A 21040-nucleotide genomic window follows, 5' to 3' on the forward strand; every position below is an offset into this window, starting at 1 on the left:
AGGGACGTGAATTTAGCTGTAAACCCGCCCAAGGAGCTGGCGATGGCTTTCAAACTGGTCGAGCACGTCACGGCTGATTTGCTCTGGAGTGAAGCCCATCAGGTCGTACTCCTGGCTGCCGTTATGCAAATACACTTCAGCCCGGTAGTAACGGTTGCGCACTTCATCCTGACCAGACTCGCCCGGTGCCGCCATGTAGCCGTCCAGGCTGACTTCGTAGACAAACGGGTTGCCTTCTTCCATCTCGACCCGCACGCCCATGCAACGCTTGGCTTTACCCAGCAGGGTCTGTACATCAAAGCCTTGGGCACGCAGTTGCGTGGCGGCTTCTTCCAGTGCCGGGGTCACGTGCTTGTCCATAAAGCGCTGCACCACTGCCTGGGTCGGCTGCAGGTCCTGGGCGGTCAAACGCTCGCTGAAAAAGCCGCTGCGACCACGGGCCGCCAGTTCAGCCTGTTCCTGTTCCATCTGGGTGTCCTGGCGCATCGCTTTGTGCAGGCCGAACATGAACAGGATCAGCACCACCGAGAACGGCAGGCCGGCCAGCACCACCATGGTTTGCATGGCGGCAAAGTTACCGGCAAACAACAGACCGATGGTCACCAGGGTAATCACCACCGACCAGAAGATGCGCAACCAGTGCGGGGCATCTTCATCCACATCGCCGCCTTTGCAGGACAGGTTGGCCATCATTACCGCGCCGGAATCCGCCGGGGTCAGGAACAGTACAAAGCCGACAAAGATCGACACGCCGATCACGATTTTCGAGGCAGGGTAGTGCTCAAGCAGTTGGTAAATTGCCATCGACGGCTGTTCGAGCGCCGTTTTACCCAACTCCACCGCCCCCTGGTTAACCACCAGGTCCAGGGCCGAGTTACCGAAGATCGACAGCCAGGCCAGGGTGAAGCCCAACGGAATCAGCAATACGCCCGCTACCAGTTCACGCACGGTCCGCCCGCGGGAAATACGCGCAATGAACATGCCGACGAACGGGGCCCAGGAAATCCACCAGGCCCAGTAGAACAGGGTCCACAGACCCAACCAGCCTTCGGTCTTCTTGGTGTCGCCTTCATAGACATACAGGTCGAAGGTTTTCATGACGATACCGTTGAGGTAGTCGCCGGTGTTTTGCACAAAGCCGTTGAGCAGGTGCAGGGTCGGGCCGAACAACAGCACGAAAATCAGCAAGCCACTGAACAGCACGATGTTCAGGTTGGACAGACGGCGAATGCCGTTCTCAACGCCCGAGACCGCCGCGATGGTGGCCACGGTGCTCATCACGATGATCACGATCAGCAAGTTGGTGTTGCTGTGCTCCATGCCGAACAGGTTCTCAAGCCCCGACGACACTTGCATCGAGCCAATGCCCAGGTTGGTCACCAGGCCAAGCAACGTCACGAACATGCCGAAGCCGTCTACTGCGTGGCCCGCAGCGCCTTTGACCCAGCGTTCACCCATCAACGGATACAACGCCGAGCGCAGGGCCAGCGGCTGGTTGTGACGATAGGCGAAGTAAGCCACGGCCAGACCGACCAGTGCGTAAATCGCCCAGCCGTGCAGACCCCAGTGCAGGAAAGTCAGTTGCAGCGCCTGGCGCGCGGCCTCGTGGCTGCCCGATACCCCTTCAGGCGGGTTGAAGTAGTGATCCAGGGGCTCGGAAGCGCCGAAATACAACAGCGAAATACCGATGCCGGACGAGAACAGCATCCCGGCCCAGGCGCCGTAGCTGAAATCGGGGGTGTCTTGCTTGGTCCCCAGTTTCAGCTTGCCGTAGGACGAAAACGCCAGCCCCACGACGAAAATCAGGTAAGCGGCGATCACCACCATGTAGTACCAGCCGAAGCTGCGCGACAGCCATTCCTGGGCAACACCCAGTACGCGGCCTGCTTCTTCGGGGGCGATGATCAAAATGGCAGTCAGCAACAATATCAAGGCAGTGGAGGTGTAAAACACCCAACCGTTGACCGTCACCTTTTGCGGTGGGGTCTTTATAAGAGAAGCAGAACTCATGGCACGGATGCTCCAGGCAGCGCGAGAGAAAGACTTGAGGCTACGCACCACTCGACCAAACGCTTAGATAGCGACCAACGGTCGAGTGATATAAAGACACCGCTAAAAAAACCGGACCCGCCCGGACCCTGCTGTTTCTGTAGGAGCGCGCTTGCTCGCGAGCTTTTTAATCGCGTTACAGGGCTCGCGAGCAAGCTCGCTCCTACACAAAACCGGGGTTCCAGCGATGTTTGCTGTGTCGTTTTGCGCCATTGATGCCCAGGCAAACGGCATAAATCGCGACGATTTGTCGCAGAGCTTATTCTTTGTTGATTGAACGTTCAATCAAAACAAAATAGACTGGTCTTCGCTCAGTGATCGATTTGCACTGCTCGCAGGCCCAAGGAGATTTGCAAGATGCCAAAGGTCGGGATGCAACCCATACGCCGCCAGCAGTTGATCGAAGCCACGTTAACGGCAGTCGATCAGGTCGGGATGGCCGATGCCAGCATTGCGCTGATTGCCCGTTTGGCCGGTGTGTCGAATGGCATCATCAGTCACTACTTTCGCGACAAGAACGGTCTGATTGCCGCCACCATGCGGTACTTGATGAACGTCTTGATCGACAACGTCACCGCCCGCCGCCAGGCGCTGAGCGATGACAGCCCCAGGGCTCACCTGCAGGTAATCGTTGAAGGCAACTTTGACGCCAGCCAGGTCAGTGGCCCGGCAATGAAAACCTGGCTGGCCTTTTGGGCCGCCAGCATGCACCAACCGTCTTTGCACAGATTGCAGCGGATCAACGATCACCGCTTGTACTCCAATCTGTGCTGCCAGTTCCGCCGGGTTTTGCCGCAGGCCCAAGCCCGCAATGCAGCACGGGGCCTGGCAGCTCTCATCGATGGTCTATGGTTGCGGGGTGCCCTGTCGGGAGACGCTTTCGACACCGAACAGGCACAACGCATCTGCTACGAATACATGGATCTACAACTGGCGAAAAAGGTGAGTTAGGCCTCAATCAATGCTTAACCCCTGAACTGTCGTGAATCTGAGTTGCCCCAGTTAGATGGCATCCAGGTTCACGATGAACGCCAACCACTTATGCACTTGCGAGGATTTTATGGCCCGTTTCGAACTGCAAAAACTCTACATCGACGGCGGCTACACCGACGCCAGCAGCGATGCAACCTTCGATGCCATCAACCCGGCTAACGGCGAAGTCCTTGCGCAAGTGCAACGTGCGACTAAAGAAGACGTTGAGCGCGCTGTTGTCAGCGCCGAAAAAGGCCAGAAAATCTGGGCTGCCATGACTGCCGTGGAGCGTTCGCGCATCCTGCGCCGGGCCGTGGACATCCTGCGCGAGCGCAACGATGAACTGGCTGCCCTGGAAACCCTGGACACCGGCAAGTCGTACTCCGAAACCCGTTACGTGGACATCGTGACCGGTGCCGACGTACTGGAATACTACGCAGGCCTGGTGCCCGCCATTCAGGGCGAGCAGATCCCGCTGCGCGACACTTCGTTCGTTTACACCCGTCGCGAGCCGCTGGGCGTTGTGGCCGGTATCGGCGCATGGAACTACCCGATCCAGATCGCTTTGTGGAAATCCGCACCGGCACTGGCCGCCGGTAACGCGATGATCTTCAAGCCAAGTGAAGTCACTTCCCTGACCACCTTGAAACTGGCCGAGATCTACACCGCTGCCGGCGTACCGGACGGCGTGTTCAACGTACTGACCGGCAGCGGCCGCGAAGTCGGCACCTGGCTGACCGAGCACCCGCGCATCGAGAAAATCTCGTTCACCGGCGGCACCGACACCGGCAAGAAAGTTACCTCCAGCGCCACCAGCTCTTCGCTCAAAGAAGTGACCATGGAACTGGGCGGCAAGTCGCCGCTGATCATTTTTGACGACGCCGACCTGGATCGCGCGGCTGACACCGCGATGATGGCCAACTTCTACAGCTCGGGCCAGGTGTGCACCAACGGCACCCGCGTGTTCGTCCCGACCGCACTGAAAGCAGCGTTCGAAGCCAAGATTCTGGAGCGCGTTGCCCGTATTCGTATCGGCAACCCGGAAGACGAAAACACCAACTTCGGTCCGCTGGTCAGCTTTGCTCATATGGAAAGCGTGCTGGGCTACATTGCCAAGGGCAAGGAAGAAGGCGCCCGCCTCCTGTGCGGCGGCGAACGTCTGACCCAGGGTGACCTGGCCAAGGGCGCATTCGTGGCACCGACCGTGTTCACCGACTGCACCGATGAGATGACCATCGTCAAAGAGGAAATCTTTGGCCCGGTGATGAGCATCCTCACCTACGACACCGAAGAAGAAGTGATCCGTCGCGCCAACGATACCGAGTTCGGCCTGGCTGCCGGTGTCGTGACCAAAGACCTGAACCGCGCCCACCGTGTGATTCATCAGCTGGAAGCGGGCATTTGCTGGATCAATGCCTGGGGCGAGTCCGACGCAAAAATGCCGGTAGGCGGCTACAAGCAGTCGGGTATTGGCCGCGAAAACGGTATCAGCTCCCTGGCGCAGTACACCCAGATCAAATCGGTACAGGTTGAGTTGGGCGATTACGTTTCGGTGTTCTAAGCCAGCGCCCCCATCGCCGGCACGCCAGCTCCCACGCACCTTGTGGGAGCCCGGTTTGCCGGCGATGGGGGGCGAAGCGCTCGCCATGACCTGACCAACTTCAAAGAGGGTGCATTTTATGTCCCAAGAATTCGATTACATCATCATTGGTGCCGGCTCTGCCGGTAACACCCTGGCGACCCGTCTGACTGAAGACGAAGGCGTCACCGTGCTGCTGCTCGAAGCAGGCGGCCCGGACTACCGTTTAGATTTCCGGACCCAGATGCCCGCGGCTCTGGCGTTTCCGCTGCAAGGCCGTCGCTACAACTGGGCCTTTGAAACCGATCCGGAACCACACATGGACAACCGCCGCATGGAATGTGGCCGTGGCAAAGGTCTGGGCGGTTCTTCCCTGATCAACGGCATGTGCTACATCCGTGGCAACGCGATGGACTACGACGGCTGGGCAAAACTGCCAGGCCTCGAAGACTGGGATTACCTGAACTGCCTGCCGTACTTCCGTAAAGCGGAAACCCGCGACATCGGCGCCAACGATTACCACGGCGGTGATGGCCCGGTCAGCGTAACTACGCCAAAAGCGGGGAACAACGTGTTGTTCCACGCCATGGTTGAAGCCGGCGTACAGGCAGGCTACCCGCGTACCGAAGACCTGAACGGCTACCAGCAGGAAGGTTTCGGCCCGATGGACCGTACCGTCACGCCAAACGGTCGTCGTGCCAGTACCGCTCGCGGTTACCTGGACACCGCCAAGCAGCGTTCGACCCTGACCATCGTCACCCACGCCCTGACCGACAAGATCGAGTTTGAAGGCAAGCGTGCGGTTGGCGTTTCCTACATGGTCGGCGACAGCGACACCCGCATTCTGGCCAAGGCCCGTAAAGAAGTGCTGCTGTGCAGCGGCGCGATCGGTTCGCCAACCGTGCTGCAACGCTCCGGCGTCGGCCCGGCCGAACTGCTCAACAGCCTCGATATCCCGGTGGTTCACGACCTGCCGGGCGTCGGCCAGAACCTGCAGGACCACCTGGAGCTGTATCTGCAATACGCATGCACCCAGCCGGTTTCGCTGTACCCGTCCTTGCTGTGGTACAACCAGCCGGCCATCGGTGCCGAGTGGTTGTTCCTGGGCAAAGGCATCGGCGCCAGCAACCAGTTCGAAGCAGGCGGTTTTATCCGTACCCGCGAAGAGTTCGAATGGCCGAACATCCAGTACCACTTCCTGCCGGTTGCGATTAACTACAACGGCAGCAACGGTGTGAAAGAGCACGGTTTCCAGGCACACATGGGCTCCATGCGTTCGCCGAGCCGGGGCCGGATCAACGTCAAGTCCAAGGACCCGCGCGAGTACCCGAGCATCCTGTTCAACTACATGGCGGCCGAGCAGGACTGGCAGGAATTCCGTGACGGCATCCGCCTGACCCGGGAAATCATGCAGCAACCGGCTCTGGACGCTTACCGTGGCCGTGAAATCAGCCCGGGTATCGACAAGCAGACTGACGAAGAGCTGGACACCTTTATCCGTGAACACGCGGAAACGGCGTTCCACCCTTCCTGCTCGTGCAAGATGGGTACCGACGAAATGGCCGTAGTGGACGGCGAAGGCCGGGTGCATGGCATGCAGGGTCTGCGGGTAGTCGATGCGTCGATCATGCCGCTGATCACCACCGGTAACCTCAACGCACCAACGATCATGATCGCCGAGAAAATCGCCGACAAGATCCGTGGTCGTGCGCCACTGCCGCGCAGCACAGCCAGCTACTACGTTGCAGGCGATGCACCGGTACGCGGCAAGCCGCTGCGTGATGTGAGCCGTACCGCGCAGTAACCGCGATTGCGATTGAGCCCGTTCCTGCTGCTGTGGGAGCGGGCTTGCCCGCTATAGCATCACCTCGATTTGCCTGAAGTACCGGGTCGTGCGCATCACGGGCAAGCCCGCTCCCGCAACCGCTGCAGTTTCATCCCTCCCCGCTTGTCCCGGCCTCAACGCAGGCCTACTCTAGTGCCTCGCTTCAGTTCCCAAACCCAAGCTTCGATACACTTTCCGATGTTCGGAGGTCTGTGCATGTTCGATTTCTACCCTCAGCTCAAGCAGCGCTTTGCCGCGTTGCGCACCCGGGCCGAGTTCTTTTCGTTGCGTTATGTGCGCGAGTCCGGGCAACACCTGTCGGTACGCAAGAACGTTGCAGAACCTCCTGCCTTCAGTCACGACCAGGGCGCGATGCTGACCGTGCGGGTCAAGGGCGTTGAAGCCTATGCCGCCACCAACGACCTGTCACAGGCCGGTTTGCAGGCCGCCCTGGATCGTGCCGAGGCCCAGGCCCGCCTGATCACGCCCCACGCGTTGCTCGACCTGACCCTGGAACCGGTATCCCGGGAACGCGCCGACTATTACTCGCCCGATCTGGACCAGACATTCCCGTCCCTCAGCCAGTGCTTTGAGCTGCTGGGCGCCGAGTCGGCAGCCGTGCCCAAAGACCCGCGACTGGTGAGCTGGGACGTGTCCCTGGGACTCAACCACGTCGAGCAGATTTATCTCAACAGCGCCGGCGCCGAGTTGCGCCGGGCCCAGCGCTTCGTGTTTCCGGGCATGAGCGTCACCGCCTATGACGGCAATGACAGCCAGACCCGCAGCCTGGGCCGGGAAAACTTTGGCCAGCAAGGCGGCGTGGATGTGATTGGCCGCTGCGGCTTGATCGGCGCCGCGCCCCAGGTCGCCGAGCAAGCCCTGCAGTTGCTGCTTGCGCCCAACACGCCCCAGGGCCAGCGCGATCTGCTGTTGCTGCCCGACCAGATGATTCTGCAGATTCACGAGTCCATCGGCCACCCGCTGGAGCTTGACCGCATTCTGGGCGACGAGCGCAATTACGCGGGCACCAGCTTCGTCAAGGCCGGTGACTTCGGCAACCTGCAATACGGCTCCAGGCTGCTCAACGTGACCTTCGACCCGACCATTGCCGAGCAGTTGGCCAGCTACAGCTTTGACGACGACGGTACCCCGGCGCACAAGGAGTTCCTGATCCGTGAAGGTTTGCTGCTGCGGCCTTTGGGCGGAGCGCTGTCGCAATTTCGCGCAGGTCTCGACGGCGTAGCCAACAGCCGCGCCTGCAGCTGGAATCGTCCACCGATAGACCGTATGGCCAACCTCAATATCGAACCCGGCGACCAGTCGATGGCGCAACTGATTGGCAATATCGAAAACGGAATCCTGATGGCCACCAACCGCTCATGGTCGATTGACGATGCGCGCAACAAATTCCAGTTCGGCTGCGAATGGGGTCAGTTGATCGAAAACGGTGAACTCAAGGGCGTGGTCAAGACCCCCAACTACCGCGGTATCTCCGAGCAGTTCTGGCGCAACCTGAGCGCCGTGGGCGACGCCAGCACGTTCAAGGTGCTGGGTACCCCCAACTGCGGCAAAGGCGAACCCAATCAGGTGATCCGGGTGGGCCATGCATCCCCGGCCTGCGTGTTCAGTAATATCGACGTGTTTGGAGGTGATGCCTGATGAGTACCCCAATGAGTCAGGCCGGGCAGTTCAAGGCACTGGTGCAGTGGCTGCGCGATGCGCTGCGCAGTCCCGAGCAATTCACCCTGGACTACAACGCCGAAGCCTCGGAATTTATTCGTTTCAACAAGGGCAAGGTACGCCAGGCAGGGTTGGTGCAGCAGGCGAGCCTGAGCCTGAAGCTGATCGACAACGGGCGTCACGCTGACGTCAGCATCACCCTCGCCGGTGAACTGGCGGTCGATCAGCAGCGCTTGTCCGAAGCACTGCAACAATTGCGCGACACCCTGCCCCTGCTGCCGGTTGATCCCTGGCTGCTGCTCAACCCCGAGCCGTGGCAAAGCCACAATGTGCAGGACCAGCCGTTGCCGGACACCGCCCGGGTGCTGGAGGAAATCCGCCGCGCCGCCGAGGGCATCGATCTGGTGGGCTTTTATGCCAGCGGCCCGATCAGCTATGGCTACGCCAGCTCCGAAGGCGCACTGGGCTGGCATCAGGCCAACAGTTTCAATTTTGACTGGAGCCTGTTCCACAGCAACGGCCAGGCAGTCAAAGCCAGCTACGCCGGGGCCGACTGGGACAGCGAGGGCTTTGCCCGGCGCATGCAATCGGCCCGCGAACAGCTGGCCTATCTGGATCGTCCGTTGCATGCCCTGGCACCCGGCGAATACCGTGCTTATCTGGCTCCGGCGGCACTGGAAGAAGTGATGAGCATGTTGAGCTGGGGTGGGTTTTCGGCCCAGGCCCTGGCCAGCAAGTACAGCCCGCTGCAAAAACTCTACGCCGGCGATGCGCAGCTGAGCGCGCTGGTGTCGCTGGACGAACAGGTCAGCCAGTCCCTGAGCCCGGCGTTTTCCGCTGAGGGTTATCCGCGCCAGGACCTGTCGCTGGTCAGGCACGGCAAGGCCAACCAGCAACTGGTGGGCTCGCGCAGTGCTGCCGAGTACGGCCTCGAGGTCAACGGCGCGCCCTGGGGTGAAGGGCCCAGCGCACTGGCGATGGCAGCGGGCAGCCTGGAACAGGCCGATATCCTCAAGCAGTTGGGTACCGGGCTATACATCAGCAACCTGTGGTACCTGAACTACTCTGACCAGTCGGCGGCACGCCTGACCGGCATGACACGCTTCGCCACGTTCTGGGTGGAAAACGGCGAAATCAAGGCACCGGTCAACACCATGCGCTTTGATGACAGCGTCTATAGTCTGCTGGGTTCACAACTTGAAGCACTGACCGTAGAGCGCGAGCTGCTGTTGTCGGCCAGCACCTATGACCAGCGCCAGACCGCGTCAAACCTGTTGCCGGGGGCACTGGTAAAAAAACTGACATTGACGCTTTAACCCCCCTGCCCACTGTGGGAACCGGCTTGCCGGCGATTGGTGCAACCGGGCTTTCCTGACCATCGCCGGCAAGCCGGCTCCCACAGAGTGGGGCCAACCGGCCCCGCAGCGGGTTCTCGACTGTTCATAAAAAGAGGTCCTATGCCCGTACGTCCGGTTCTAAGTCCTGAAGTCCTTCGCTGGTTGCCCTGGGTAGTGGCCATCGCGTTTTTCATGCAGTCGCTCGACGGCACCATCCTCAATACCGCACTGCCCGACATGGCCAGCGACCTGAAAGAAAACCCGCTGCGCATGCAGGGCGTGATCGTCGCCTACATGCTTACCGTTGCACTGCTGATCCCGGCATCAGGCTGGATCGCCGACCGCTTCGGCACCAAAAAGATCTTCTTCAGCGCCATCCTCCTGTTCAGTTTCGGTTCTTTGCTGTGCGCGCTGTCCGGCACGCTCAACGAGCTGATCGGCGCACGTATCGTCCAGGGCCTGGGCGGTGCCTTGATGCTGCCCATCGGGCGACTGGTGGTGCTCAAGGCTTATCCGCGTTCGGAGCTGGTGCGGATCATGGGCTTTATCACCATCCCCGGTTTGCTCGGCCCCCTGATCGGGCCGACCATGGGCGGCTGGATGGTGCAGTACCTGAGCTGGCACTGGATTTTCCTGATCAACCTGCCCGTCGGAATGCTCGGCTGCTGGGCGGTCTGGCACTTCATCCCGGACCTGCGCGGCAGCGAGCGTACGCGCTTCGATACCCTGGGCTTTGTGCTGTTTGGTGCCGCGATGGTGTTTATCACCATTGCCATGGAAGGCCTGGGCGAATTGCACATGCCGCACCTGCGGGTGATGTTGCTGCTGTTCGCGGGGCTGGCGTGCCTGGCGGCCTATTGGCTGCGGGCAGGCAATATCAGCAACCCGCTGTTCTCGCCGGTGCTGTTTAAAACCAGGACCTTTGCCGTGGGTATATTGGGCAACCTGTTTGCCCGGCTCGGCAGCGGCGCCTTGCCGTTTCTGGTGCCGCTGCTGCTGCAGGTCGCCCTGGGCTATTCGCCGTCCCAGGCCGGGATGAGCATGCTGCCACTGGCGGCCGCCGCAATGCTGGCCAAGTGGGTGGCCCGGCCGCTGATCGAGCGCGTGGGCTATCGCACCGTGCTCACGACCAATACCTTTGCCCTGGGCCTGATGCTGGCCAGCATGGGCCTGGTCACCGAGCACACGCCGTACCCGCTGCTGCTGGGGATGCTGGCCGTTCTGGGCGCGATCAACTCGCTGCAATTCACGGCCATGAACACTGTGACCCTGATCGACCTCGACGACGCCAGCGCCAGCAGCGGCAACAGTTTGCTGTCGGTGGTCGCGCAGCTGTCCTTGAGCCTGGGTGTGGCGTGCGCCGGGGCCCTGCTCGGCGGTTTTACCGGCGATGGCGGCGATGAGGGGGTGGATACGGTACTTGGAGCATTCCAGCTGACCTTCCTGACAGTGGGCATCATGGCAATGCTGGCGGCCGCGATCTTCCTGCAGCTGTCACCCAAGGACGGGCGCAAGCCCAAGGCCAACTCGGAGCACGACCTGGAGCATTAAGAACGCAACACCTGTAGGAGCGAGCTTTTTTAACAGCTCGCTCCTACAGAGTTGTCAGGGTTCAGATGACAACTCGTCCAGAATGTTCAGGCTAAGGGCATAGGGCTGTTACACTGCGCGACATTTTGTTTTGCAGGCCAGTCTCGTGACCACCATTGCCACCGCTTTTAACTCTCTGCCTCTGTCCGCCGCCATGCTGGCTAACCTCGACTCCCTCGGTTATGCCCAGATGACGCCGATCCAGGCGCAGAGCTTGCCGGTGATCCTCAAAGGCATGGACCTGATCGCCCAGGCGAAGACCGGCAGCGGCAAAACTGCCGCCTTCGGCATCGGCCTGCTGAACCCGATCAACCCGCGTTTCTTCGGTTGCCAGGCCCTTGTGATCTGCCCGACCCGCGAACTCGCTGACCAGGTTGCCAAAGAGATCCGCCGTCTGGCTCGCGCCGAAGACAACATCAAGGTGCTGACCCTGTGTGGCGGCGTGTCCTTCGGCCCGCAGATCGGTTCGCTGGAGCACGGCGCGCACATCATCGTCGGCACCCCGGGGCGCATCCAGCAGCACTTGCGCAAAGGCTCGCTGAAACTCGACGGCCTCAACACTCTGGTACTCGACGAAGCTGACCGCATGCTCGACATGGGCTTCTACGATGCCATCGAAGACATCATCCGCCAGACTCCGGAACGCCGTCAGACCCTGTTGTTCTCGGCCACCTACCCGGTCGGTATCAAGCAACTGTCGTCCAAGTTCATGCGCAACCCGCAGCAGGTAAAAGCTGAGGCCTTGCACACTGACAGCCAGATCGAGCAACGTTTCTACGAAATCTCGCCTGAAGAACGCATGGACGCCGTGACCAAAGTGCTCGCGCATTTCCGTCCGCAATCGTGCGTGGCTTTCTGCTTCACCAAGCAGCAGGTTCAGGAAACCGTTGATCACCTGACCTCCAAGGGCATTTCCGCCGTCGGCCTGCACGGCGACCTGGAACAGCGCGACCGTGACCAGGTACTGGCGATGTTCGCCAACCGTTCGACTTCGGTACTGGTAGCCACAGACGTTGCCGCCCGTGGTCTGGACATCGATGCACTGGACATGGTGCTCAACGTCGAACTGGCCCGCGATTCGGAAATCCACATTCACCGTGTCGGCCGTACCGGTCGTGCGGGCGAAAAAGGGGTGGCGATCAGCCTGGTTGCTCCGTCCGAAGCGCACCGCGCCCAGGCCATCGAGCAACTGCAGAAAGCCCCGCTGAACTGGGAAACCCTGGACACCCTGAAATCCCAGGGCGGCGCGCCATTGCTGCCGGCCATGAGCACTTTGGTGATTGGTGCAGGCCGTAAAGACAAGGTTCGCCCGGGCGACATCCTTGGCGCCCTGACTGGCGACGCGGGCATCCCCGGCGCCCAGGTCGGCAAGATCGCGATCTTTGACTTCCAGGCCTACGTGGCCGTTGACCGCACTATTGCCAAGCAAGCGGCCCAGCGCCTGAGCGAAGGCAAAATCAAAGGCCGCGTACTGCGCGTCCGGGTTTTGTAAACCCAAACGACACACTCATTGTGGGAGCTGGCTTGCCGGCGATGTCAGCACCTCGGACCGGGTTGCCTGCATCGCTGGCAAGCCAGCTCCCACAGTGCTTTTAAACAGAGAATTTTTGTGAGGACACCGCTTTGCGCTCTACCGACGTTGTGATTATTGGCGCTGGCGCCGCAGGTTTGATGTGCGCGCTGAGCGCTGCCGGGCGTGGGCGCAAGGTGATGCTGATTGACCACGCCAACAAGGCGGGCAAGAAGATCCTGATGTCGGGCGGTGGCCGCTGCAACTTCACCAACATGTACACCGAACCGAACAATTTCCTGTCGCAGAACCCGCACTTCTGCAAGTCGGCGCTGGCGCGTTACACCCAATGGGATTTCATCGAACTGGTCAGCAAGCACGGCGTGCCCTACCACGAGAAGAAACTCGGCCAGCTGTTTTGCGATAACAAATCCAGCGACATCCTCGAAATGCTCCTGAGCGAGTGCCAACAGGCCGGCGTCAGCCTGCACCTGGACACCTCGGTGGAGCAGATCGAAAAAACCGAAACCGGCTACAGCCTCAACACCACCCTGGATCAGTTGAACTGTCAGTCGCTGGTGATCGCCACCGGCGGCCTGTCGATTCCGACCCTCGGCGCCACCGGTTTCGGCTATCAAGTGGCCAGGCAGTTTGGTCACACCTTGCTGCCGACCCGCGCAGGTCTGGTGCCCTTCACCATCACCGATCAGCTCAAAGAGATTTGCACCGAGCTCTCCGGGACCTCGGTGGACTGCCTGGTGAGCTGCAACGATCAGAGCTTCAGGGAAAATATCCTGTTCACCCACCGCGGTTTGAGCGGACCGGCGATCTTGCAGATTTCGTCGTTCTGGAACTCCGGCGATACAGTTGAAATCAACCTGCTGCCCGACCTCGACGCGCTGAGCTGGCTGCACACCCAGCAGGCCGAACGCCCGAACAGCGAACTGAAGACTCTGCTCGGTGAGATTTTCACCAAGAAGATGGCCAACTTGCTGGCCGAGCACTGGTTTGTGTCCAAGCCCATGAAGCAATACACCCCGGGCGAGCTGGCGGAAGTGGCTGACAGGCTGGCGTGCTGGAAAGTGGTACCGGCCGGCACCGAGGGCTATCGCACCGCGGAAGTGACACTGGGCGGGGTCGATACCCGTGAAGTGTCATCCAAGACCATGGAGTCGCTGAAGAGCCCCGGCTTGTACTTTGTCGGTGAAGTGCTGGATGTGAGCGGCCATCTGGGCGGTTTCAACTTCCAGTGGGCGTGGGCTTCGGGGTACGCCGCGGCGCAGTTCGTCTGACGACGTCACCCTGTGGCCGCTGTCGAAGGCTGCGGCTACAGAGTCTGAGTCAAAAAATATTTTGTGTCCGATGTGAAGAGTGTCATTGCGCTGTCGTCTTATCTGGCTCAATTTAGCGAAATACGAGCCAGGCACCGCCACCTCCATGTCATCGACCTCCTTCAGTCAGTCCCTGCGCCGCTTGTGGGCACGGGACAAGTTCAGTTACAGCGTTCGCGTATTTATCGCCCTGACCGGCAGCATGGCTTTTTGCTGGTATCAGGACGAGATGTCACTGCTGATCCCGCTGTTCCTGGGGATTATCGCCAGCGCCCTGTCCGAGACCGATGACAGCTGGCAAGGCCGACTGAACGCGTTGCTGGTGACCCTGGTGTGTTTCAGTGCCTCGGCCTTCAGTGTCGAATTACTTTTCCCCTACCCCTGGTTGATGGTCTGCGCACTGGCGCTGGCCAGCTTCGGCCTGACCATGCTCGGGGCGCTGGGCGAGCGCTACGGGGCGATTGCCTCAGCCACGCTGATTCTGGCCGTGTACACCATGATCGGGGTCGATCAGCGCGGCGGGGAAGTGCTCAATTTCTGGCACGAGCCCTTGCTGCTGGTGGCGGGCGCGGCCTGGTACGGGCTGCTGTCGGTACTGTGGCAGGCCCTGTTTTCCCACCAGCCGGTGCAGCAAAGCCTGGCGCGGCTGTTCTGGGAGCTAGGCCTGTATCTGAAGATCAAGTCCTCGCTGTTCGAGCCCGTGCGCAAGCTGGATGTCGAGGCCGGCCGGCTGGAACTGGCACGCCAGAACGGCAAGGTGGTGGCCGCCCTGAACAGCGCCAAGGAAATCATTTTGCACCGGGTCGGCAACTCCAGGCCGGGGTCCAAGCTCAGCCGCTACCTCAAGTTGTACTTCCTCGCGCAGGACATCCACGAGCGCGCCAGCTCCTCCCATTACCCGTACAACGCACTGGCCGAGGCGTTCTTTCACAGCGATGTGATGTTCCGCTGCCAGCGTCTGTTGCGCCAGCAAGGCGTGGCCTGCCAGCGCTTGTCAGAGTCGATCAAGCTGCGCCAGCCATTCGTCTATGACGACAGCTTTGCCGAGGCCCTGGGCGATCTGCACGCCTCCCTGGAGCATCTGCGCATCCAGAGCAACCCGGCCTGGCGCGGGCTGTTGCGTTCACTGCGGGCGCTGGCCGCCAACCTCGGTACGCTGGACCGCCTGCTGAGCGATGCCAGCAACCCTGACAGCCTTGCCGATGCCACCGACAGCAGCCTGCTGGATCGTTCGCCGCGCAACCTCAAGGATGTGTGGTCGCGCTTGCGCCAGCACCTCACCCCCACTTCGCTGATTTTCCGCCACGCCCTGCGTCTGCCGTTGGCGTTGTCCATCGGCTTTGCGATGGTGCACTGGATTCATCCCAGCCAGGGTTACTGGATCATCCTCACCACGCTGTTTGTGTGCCAGCCGAGTTACGGCGCGACACGCCGCAAGTTCAGCCAGCGGATCATAGGTACGGCCATCGGCCTGGCCGTGGGCTGGGCGCTGTTCGACCTGTTCCCCAACCCGCTGGTGCAATCGATGTTCGCGGTGGTGGCCGGGGTGGTGTTCTTTATCAACCGCACTACCCGCTACACCTTGAGCACTGCCGCCATCACCCTGATGATTCTGTTTTGCTTCAATCAGGTGGGCGACGGTTACGGGCTGTTTCTGCCAAGACTGTTCGATACCCTGGTGGGCAGCGTGATTGCTGCCGCAGCGGTGTTCCTGTTCTTGCCTGACTGGCAGGGCCGACGCCTGAATCAGGTGCTGGCCAATACCTTGAGTTGCAACAGTCAGTACCTGCGGCAAATCATGCACCAGTACGCCCAGGGCAAAAGTGACGACCTGGCGTATCGTCTGGCGCGGCGCAACGCCCACAACGCCGATGCTGCCCTGTCGACCACACTGGCCAACATGCTGATGGAGCCGGGGCACTTCCGAAAGGATGCCGATATGGGCTTCCGCTTTTTGGTGCTTTCACACACCCTGCTCAGCTATTTGTCGGGCCTGGGCGCGCACCGCGACACCCGGTTGCCCAGCGACATTCGCGAGCACTTGATCGAAGGCGCGGGGCGCAGGATCGCTGACAGCATCGACCTGATCGCTCAAGGCCTGACCACCAAACAGGCCGTGGCGGTGCAGAGTGACGAAGAAGAAGCGCTGGCCAATGAGCTGGAACAGATGCCGGATGAGCTCGACGAAAGCCAGCGCCTGGTGCAAACCCAGCTGGCGCTGATTTGCCGTCAGCTGGGGCCATTGCGGACCCTGGCTGCGCATTTGATCAAAGCGCCTTAGCGCTTGGCGCCACCGGGCTTCGGGCCTACTATCCGCTGATCGTTTTCTCGCACAAGGACTGGACCGTGACCACTGACTGGCTCTGCAAACACCACACCGATCTGGGCAAGGAGCAGCTCTACGCCATACTGGAGCTGCGTTCGGAGGTATTTGTCGTCGAGCAAAAATGCGCCTATCAGGACGTCGATGGACAAGACCTCAGTGGCGATACCCTGCACCTGATGGGCTGGCAGAACAACCAGCTGGTGGCATACGCCCGGCTGCTCGATCCTGATTCCCAGGGCGGTGATGTGGTCATTGGCCGGGTGATCATTGCCCCGGCGGGCCGCGGGCAAAAGCTGGGGCACGAGCTGCTGGCTCAAGCACTGGAAAATATCGATGACTACTGGCCCGGGCAACCCGTGTTCATGTCAGCCCAGGCTCATTTGCAGCCGTTCTATGAGCAACACGGGTTTAGCGCCGAGGGCGAAATCTATCTTGAAGATGACATCCCGCATATCGGCATGCGCCGTAATCAAACACCTCAGGGATAACCGAGTACCTGCTTGATCTGCGCCAGATGCTGGCCGATCCAGGCCTTGTCGACCGGGCCCCAGCTGTGAATCTGATAGCGGCCGGCATGATTGCGGGCACCATCCTGCTGCTCGAATTCGCAGACGATGTCCAGATCGGCCAGCGCGGCGATGGTGTCCTGGGCGGTACGGCGCGGCATACCGGTGACCTCGGTCAGGGCTGGAACACTGCTGGCGGTCTGGCTGTCGATCAACCAGGCCACATACAGGCGCCGGTAAAAGCTGCTTTTGGTTTTGCTGACTTCCATTCAGAACTCCTGATATCTGTACTTGGCGACTACTACTGCAGGCGCCTGCAGGTTGTCATCGACCAGCCTGCATGTCGCGCCACGTGAGATACACCCGCAGGTCAAATTCCAGCTGGTGGTAGCCCGGCTGCATGTATTCACACAGCTTGTAAAACGCCTTGTTGTGATCTGACTCCTTGAGGTGTGCCAGCTCATGGACCACGATCATTTTCAAAAACTCTGGCGCCGCCTCCTTGAACAACGAAGCTACGCGCAGCTCTTTCTTGGCCTTGAGCTTGCCGCCCTGCACCCGCGAAATGGTGGTGTGCAAACCCAGCGCACGGTGGGTCAGATCCAGCTTGTTATCAAACAGCACCTTGTCGAAGGACGGCGCATTGCGCAGGTGTTCCTGCTTCAGTTCCAGCGCATAGGCATACAAGGCCTTGTCGCTTTGCACCGCGTGACGTTGTGGATAACGCTCACTCAGGTAACTGCCCAACTGATCGCGCTCAATCAGGTGACGCACCTGATCTTGCAAGGTCTGGGGATAAGCCTGGAGGTATTTGAGGACAGTCATGGGGCGCCAACGTACAACGTAAAGGTGCGCCAGTGTAGCGAATTCAGGATTAAGCAGTGCCATCACTTCAACTGGCCATTTTTAAAGGCTAGTCATGATTGATTTGGCAACCTGGAACCTGAGCGTTCAGCAAACTGGATATTGACCACAACAAGCTCTGACATCCGGGCCGCAAAGTCAGAACTTACTCTGAAACACGTAGGACGTTTCCTAGAATGTAATTTCGCCTCGAGTGCCACTTGCTGCGCTGAAAGTCACGGGGCTATCTTCTTGAGTCGCCTCAGTCTTGGCTCGAATGATGGCCTGCGTGGAAAACCCATGAAAGCTTCCAAGCCCAAACGTATCAAGCGCGATGATCATCAATACGATGAAGCAACCCGGCGCCTTCTCGACCGCCTGCGCGCTGCGCCCGCCCTGCTCGATGAGCTTGAACCTACCCGTCCCCGGAAAATCAGCCCCCGCTCTCCCTTTGCAGTGTTGCCCGACATCCCTGCACTGGAGGCCCTGGTGCATGTCTCAGTGATGCTCAAGAGCGCAGAAGAGGTCTCGGACGAGATCACTGAAATGGCCAGTGGCATCGAGCGCGGCTTGGTGTGGTCGCTGGTGCACTCGGTGGAAATGGCCCGTTCGCTGGTGGATGCACTGCTCCAGGGCAACGGCGTCGACCCGGAGCAATTACAGCGTCCCGGATGACGCCCACAAAAAAGCCCGCATTGCGAATCGCAGCGGGCTTTTTTTAAACGCCGGGGTCTTAGTTGACCTTGGCGTTCAGCTCACCTTTGAGGTAGCGCTGGTACATGGCTTCGAGGGAGATCGGCTTGATCTTCGAGGCATTACCGGCAGTACCGAAGGCTTCGTAACGTGCGATACACACGTCACGCATGGCGGTCACGGTTGCGCCGAAGAACTTGCGCGGGTCGAACTCGCTCGGGTTGGTGGCCATCAGGCGACGCATGGCGCCAGTGGATGCCAGACGCAGGTCGGTGTCGATGTTGACCTTGCGCACGCCGTGCTTGATGCCTTCAACGATTTCTTCTACCGGCACACCGTAGGTTTCTTTGATGTCGCCGCCGAATTCATTGATGATCGCCAGCCACTCTTGTGGCACAGACGACGAACCGTGCATCACCAGGTGAGTGTTGGGGATACGTTTGTGGATCTCTTTGATCCGGTCGATGGCCAGCACGTCACCGGTAGGTGGCTTGGTGAACTTGTAAGCGCCGTGGGAAGTACCGATGGCGATAGCCAGGGCGTCCACTTGGGTGCGCTTGACGAAGTCAGCCGCTTCTTCCGGGTCGGTCAGCATCTGGCTGTGATCCAGAACGCCTTCTGCGCCGATGCCGTCTTCTTCGCCAGCCATGCCGGTTTCCAGGGAACCCAGGCAGCCCAGCTCGCCTTCAACCGATACGCCGCAGGCGTGGGCCAGGGCAACAGTCTGCTGAGTGACACGCACGTTGTAGTCGTAGTCGGTCGGCGTTTTGCCGTCTTCGCCGAGCGAGCCGTCCATCATCACCGAGCTGAAGCCCAGCTGGATCGAGCGCTGGCAGACGTCAGGGCTGGTGCCGTGGTCCTGGTGCATGCACACCGGGATATGCGGGAATTCTTCGATTGCCGCCAGGATCAGGTGACGCAGAAACGGTGCACCTGCGTATTTACGCGCACCGGCCGAAGCCTGAACGATCACCGGGGAGTCAGTCTTGTCAGCGGCTTCCATAATGGCGCGCATCTGCTCAAGGTTGTTGACGTTGAAGGCTGGAACGCCGTAGCCGAATTCGGCGGCGTGGTCCAACATCTGGCGCATGCTGATAAGTGCCATTGTGTGTGTCTCTCCCGGACGAGGGTCGTTAATCGTGCAAGCCTGCCGTAGCGGCGGCTGCTATTCAAGTTATTGCAGATCGGGGGCGCGCCCCTGAAATGCGAATTCTGTTGAGCTGAAACGTTACAGCTTCAGCTATAGCTACTCGCTATTTAATGTGGGAGCTGGCTTGCCAGCGATGCAGGTAATACGGTCTGTCAGGCAAACCGCCTCGATGCCATCGCTGGCAGGCCAGCTGCCACAATATCTCTCACCCGCTTTACGGGCACCCGTGCTCTTTTGAAGGTTGGGGCGACTCGTATTTCTCCAGCGCCTCCGGCCCTGAGCGTTTATTCACCAGCGGCACACTCTGCGCCTGCCATTCTGCCTGGTAGCAACCACTCTCTTCAGGGGTTGCAGCCTCGGGCGTCGGCTTGCTCGAACCGGCACAACCGGCCAAAAAGCCCGCAATCATTAACAGCGGTAACAACTTGACCATGTCGATGCTTCCTTTCAGGGCCTGAGTCATGTTCAGGCTTTGGCGCGGCTTTCCAGGATTTCAACGGCAGGCAATACCTTGCCCTCAACGAACTCGAGAAATGCACCGCCGCCGGTGGAGATGTAAGAAATCTGATCGGCAATACCGTACTTGTCGATGGCCGCCAGTGTGTCGCCGCCGCCAGCGATGGAAAATGCCGAACTTTCGGCAATCGCTTTGGCCAGCGTTTTGGTGCCTTCACCGAACTGGTCGAATTCGAAGACGCCCACCGGGCCGTTCCACAGAATGGTTTTGGACGACTTCAGCAGTTCTGCGAAGTGCGCGGCCGTTTGCGGACCGATATCCAGGATCATGTCGTCTGCTGCCACGTCAGCGATCAGTTTGACCGTCGCTACAGCCGACTCAGCGAATTCCTTGGCAACCACCACATCAGTCGGCAAAGGCACGTTGACCTTGGCCGCAATGGCGCGGGCAGTGTCCAGCAGATCCGGCTCGTACAGCGATTTGCCCACCGGGTGACCCGCCGCGGCAAGGAAGGTGTTGGCGATACCGCCACCCACGATCAACAGATCGCAGATCTGGCTCAGGCTGTTGAGCACTTCAAGTTTGGTCGACACCTTGGAGCCAGCAACAATCGCCGCCATTGGCTTGGCCGGGGCGCCCAGGGCCTTGCCCAGTGCTTCCAGCTCGGCCGCCAGCAACGGGCCTGCCGCTGCAACCTTGGCGAACTTGGCTACGCCGTGGGTCGAACCTTCGGCACGGTGCGCAGTACCGAACGCATCCATTACAAATACGTCGCACAGGGCGGCGTATTGCTTGGCCAGTTCGTCGGCGTTTTTCTTTTCGCCCTTGTTGAAGCGCACGTTTTCGAACAGCACGATGTTGCCGGGCTCAACGTCGACGCCATCGAGGTAGTCGCTGACCAGCGGCACGTCGCGGCCAAGGGCTTTGCTCAGGTACTCGGCGACAGGCTTGAGGCTGTTTTCAGCCGAGAACTCGCCTTCAGTCGGACGTCCCAGGTGCGAGCAGACCATGACAGCCGCGCCTTTTTCCAACGCCAGCTTGATGGTCGGCAGCGAAGCAAGGATGCGCGCATCGCTGGTGACTACACCGTCCTTTACCGGGACGTTGAGGTCTTCGCGGATCAGTACGCGCTTACCTTGCAGATCGAGGTCGGTCATCTTCAACACGGTCATGGGTCGCAGTTCCTGAGTTT

Annotated in this window: 17 protein-coding genes; 11 read left to right on the forward strand and 6 right to left on the reverse strand. The window is 60.2% G+C overall.

Annotation, left to right across the window (positions count from 1 at the left end; genetic code table 11):
* Positions 1–12 precede the first annotated feature (12 nt).
* Positions 13–1953 (reverse strand): BCCT family transporter, encoded by a 1941-nt coding sequence (locus tag WG29040_RS15970; RefSeq protein ID WP_232286863.1) that lies wholly within the window; start codon positions 1951–1953, stop codon positions 13–15.
* A gap of 453 nt (positions 1954–2406) precedes the next feature.
* On the opposite strand from WG29040_RS15970, the gene betI reads away from it, so the two are divergent.
* From betI to WG29040_RS16020, 10 genes are all read left to right on the forward strand, one after another.
* Positions 2407–3000: a transcriptional regulator BetI gene (gene betI, locus WG29040_RS15975; RefSeq protein WP_004419582.1), complete on the forward strand. Its 594-nt coding sequence runs from the start codon at positions 2407–2409 to the stop codon at positions 2998–3000.
* 109 nt (positions 3001–3109) lie between these two features.
* The gene (gene betB, locus WG29040_RS15980; protein ID WP_004419584.1) at positions 3110–4582 is read left to right on the forward strand and encodes a betaine-aldehyde dehydrogenase; all 1473 of its coding nucleotides are present in this window, start codon (positions 3110–3112) and stop codon (positions 4580–4582) included.
* A gap of 118 nt (positions 4583–4700) precedes the next feature.
* A complete protein-coding gene (gene betA / locus WG29040_RS15985; RefSeq protein ID WP_004419586.1) occupies positions 4701–6404 on the forward strand; it encodes a choline dehydrogenase in 1704 nt (567 codons plus the stop codon).
* Between the two features lie 237 nt (positions 6405–6641).
* Entirely contained in the window at positions 6642–8084 is a 1443-nt protein-coding gene (locus tag WG29040_RS15990; RefSeq protein WP_127196519.1) for a TldD/PmbA family protein, read from the forward strand.
* Positions 8084–9421, forward strand: coding sequence for a TldD/PmbA family protein (locus WG29040_RS15995; protein ID WP_127196520.1), 1338 nt, complete (start codon positions 8084–8086; stop codon positions 9419–9421). The genes WG29040_RS15990 and WG29040_RS15995 overlap by 1 nt, the downstream gene beginning before the upstream one ends.
* Before the next feature lie 141 nt (positions 9422–9562).
* Positions 9563–10993, forward strand: a complete 1431-nt coding sequence (gene mdtD, locus WG29040_RS16000; protein WP_004419591.1) for a multidrug transporter subunit MdtD — start codon at positions 9563–9565, stop codon at positions 10991–10993.
* Between the two features lie 193 nt (positions 10994–11186).
* Positions 11187–12524, forward strand: coding sequence for an ATP-dependent RNA helicase DbpA (gene dbpA / locus WG29040_RS16005; RefSeq protein WP_232286864.1), 1338 nt, complete (start codon positions 11187–11189; stop codon positions 12522–12524).
* 131 nt (positions 12525–12655) lie between these two features.
* A complete protein-coding gene (locus tag WG29040_RS16010) occupies positions 12656–13834 on the forward strand; it encodes an NAD(P)/FAD-dependent oxidoreductase (RefSeq protein WP_010656692.1) in 1179 nt (392 codons plus the stop codon).
* A 145-nt stretch (positions 13835–13979) separates the two neighbouring features.
* Entirely contained in the window at positions 13980–16154 is a 2175-nt protein-coding gene (yccS, locus tag WG29040_RS16015; RefSeq protein ID WP_004419597.1) for a YccS family putative transporter, read from the forward strand.
* Between the two features lie 65 nt (positions 16155–16219).
* Positions 16220–16687, forward strand: a complete 468-nt coding sequence (locus WG29040_RS16020) for a GNAT family N-acetyltransferase (RefSeq protein ID WP_004419598.1) — start codon at positions 16220–16222, stop codon at positions 16685–16687.
* Here the strand turns inward: WG29040_RS16020 and WG29040_RS16025 are convergent.
* On the reverse strand, positions 16678–16974 hold the full coding sequence (locus WG29040_RS16025) for a helix-turn-helix domain-containing protein (RefSeq protein WP_004419599.1): 297 nt from the start codon (positions 16972–16974) through the stop codon (positions 16678–16680). The genes WG29040_RS16020 and WG29040_RS16025 overlap by 10 nt on opposite strands.
* A 55-nt stretch (positions 16975–17029) precedes the next feature.
* Positions 17030–17530, reverse strand: coding sequence for a M48 family metallopeptidase (locus WG29040_RS16030; RefSeq protein ID WP_004419601.1), 501 nt, complete (start codon positions 17528–17530; stop codon positions 17030–17032).
* Between the two features lie 318 nt (positions 17531–17848).
* Between WG29040_RS16030 and WG29040_RS16035 the strand changes: the two genes are divergently transcribed.
* Complete coding sequence (locus WG29040_RS16035) at positions 17849–18223, forward strand: hypothetical protein (RefSeq protein WP_127196521.1); 375 nt, start codon at positions 17849–17851, stop codon at positions 18221–18223.
* Positions 18224–18281: 58 nt separating this feature from the next.
* Here the strand turns inward: WG29040_RS16035 and fba are convergent, their stop codons facing one another.
* The 3 genes from fba to WG29040_RS16050 form a co-directional block, all read right to left on the reverse strand.
* Positions 18282–19346 carry a class II fructose-bisphosphate aldolase gene (gene fba, locus WG29040_RS16040; RefSeq protein WP_004419605.1) on the reverse strand — a complete coding sequence of 355 codons (1065 nt, stop codon included), beginning with the start codon at positions 19344–19346 and terminating at the stop codon, positions 18282–18284.
* A gap of 259 nt (positions 19347–19605) precedes the next feature.
* A complete protein-coding gene (locus WG29040_RS16045; RefSeq protein WP_004419607.1) occupies positions 19606–19824 on the reverse strand; it encodes a hypothetical protein in 219 nt (72 codons plus the stop codon).
* A 32-nt stretch (positions 19825–19856) separates the two neighbouring features.
* A complete protein-coding gene (locus WG29040_RS16050) occupies positions 19857–21020 on the reverse strand; it encodes a phosphoglycerate kinase (RefSeq protein WP_004419608.1) in 1164 nt (387 codons plus the stop codon).
* Between the last annotated feature and the right edge of the window lie 20 nt (positions 21021–21040).

The organism is Pseudomonas sp. PAMC 29040, from assembly GCF_003994535.1.
Classification (GTDB): Bacteria; Pseudomonadota; Gammaproteobacteria; order Pseudomonadales; family Pseudomonadaceae; genus Aquipseudomonas; species Aquipseudomonas paraversuta.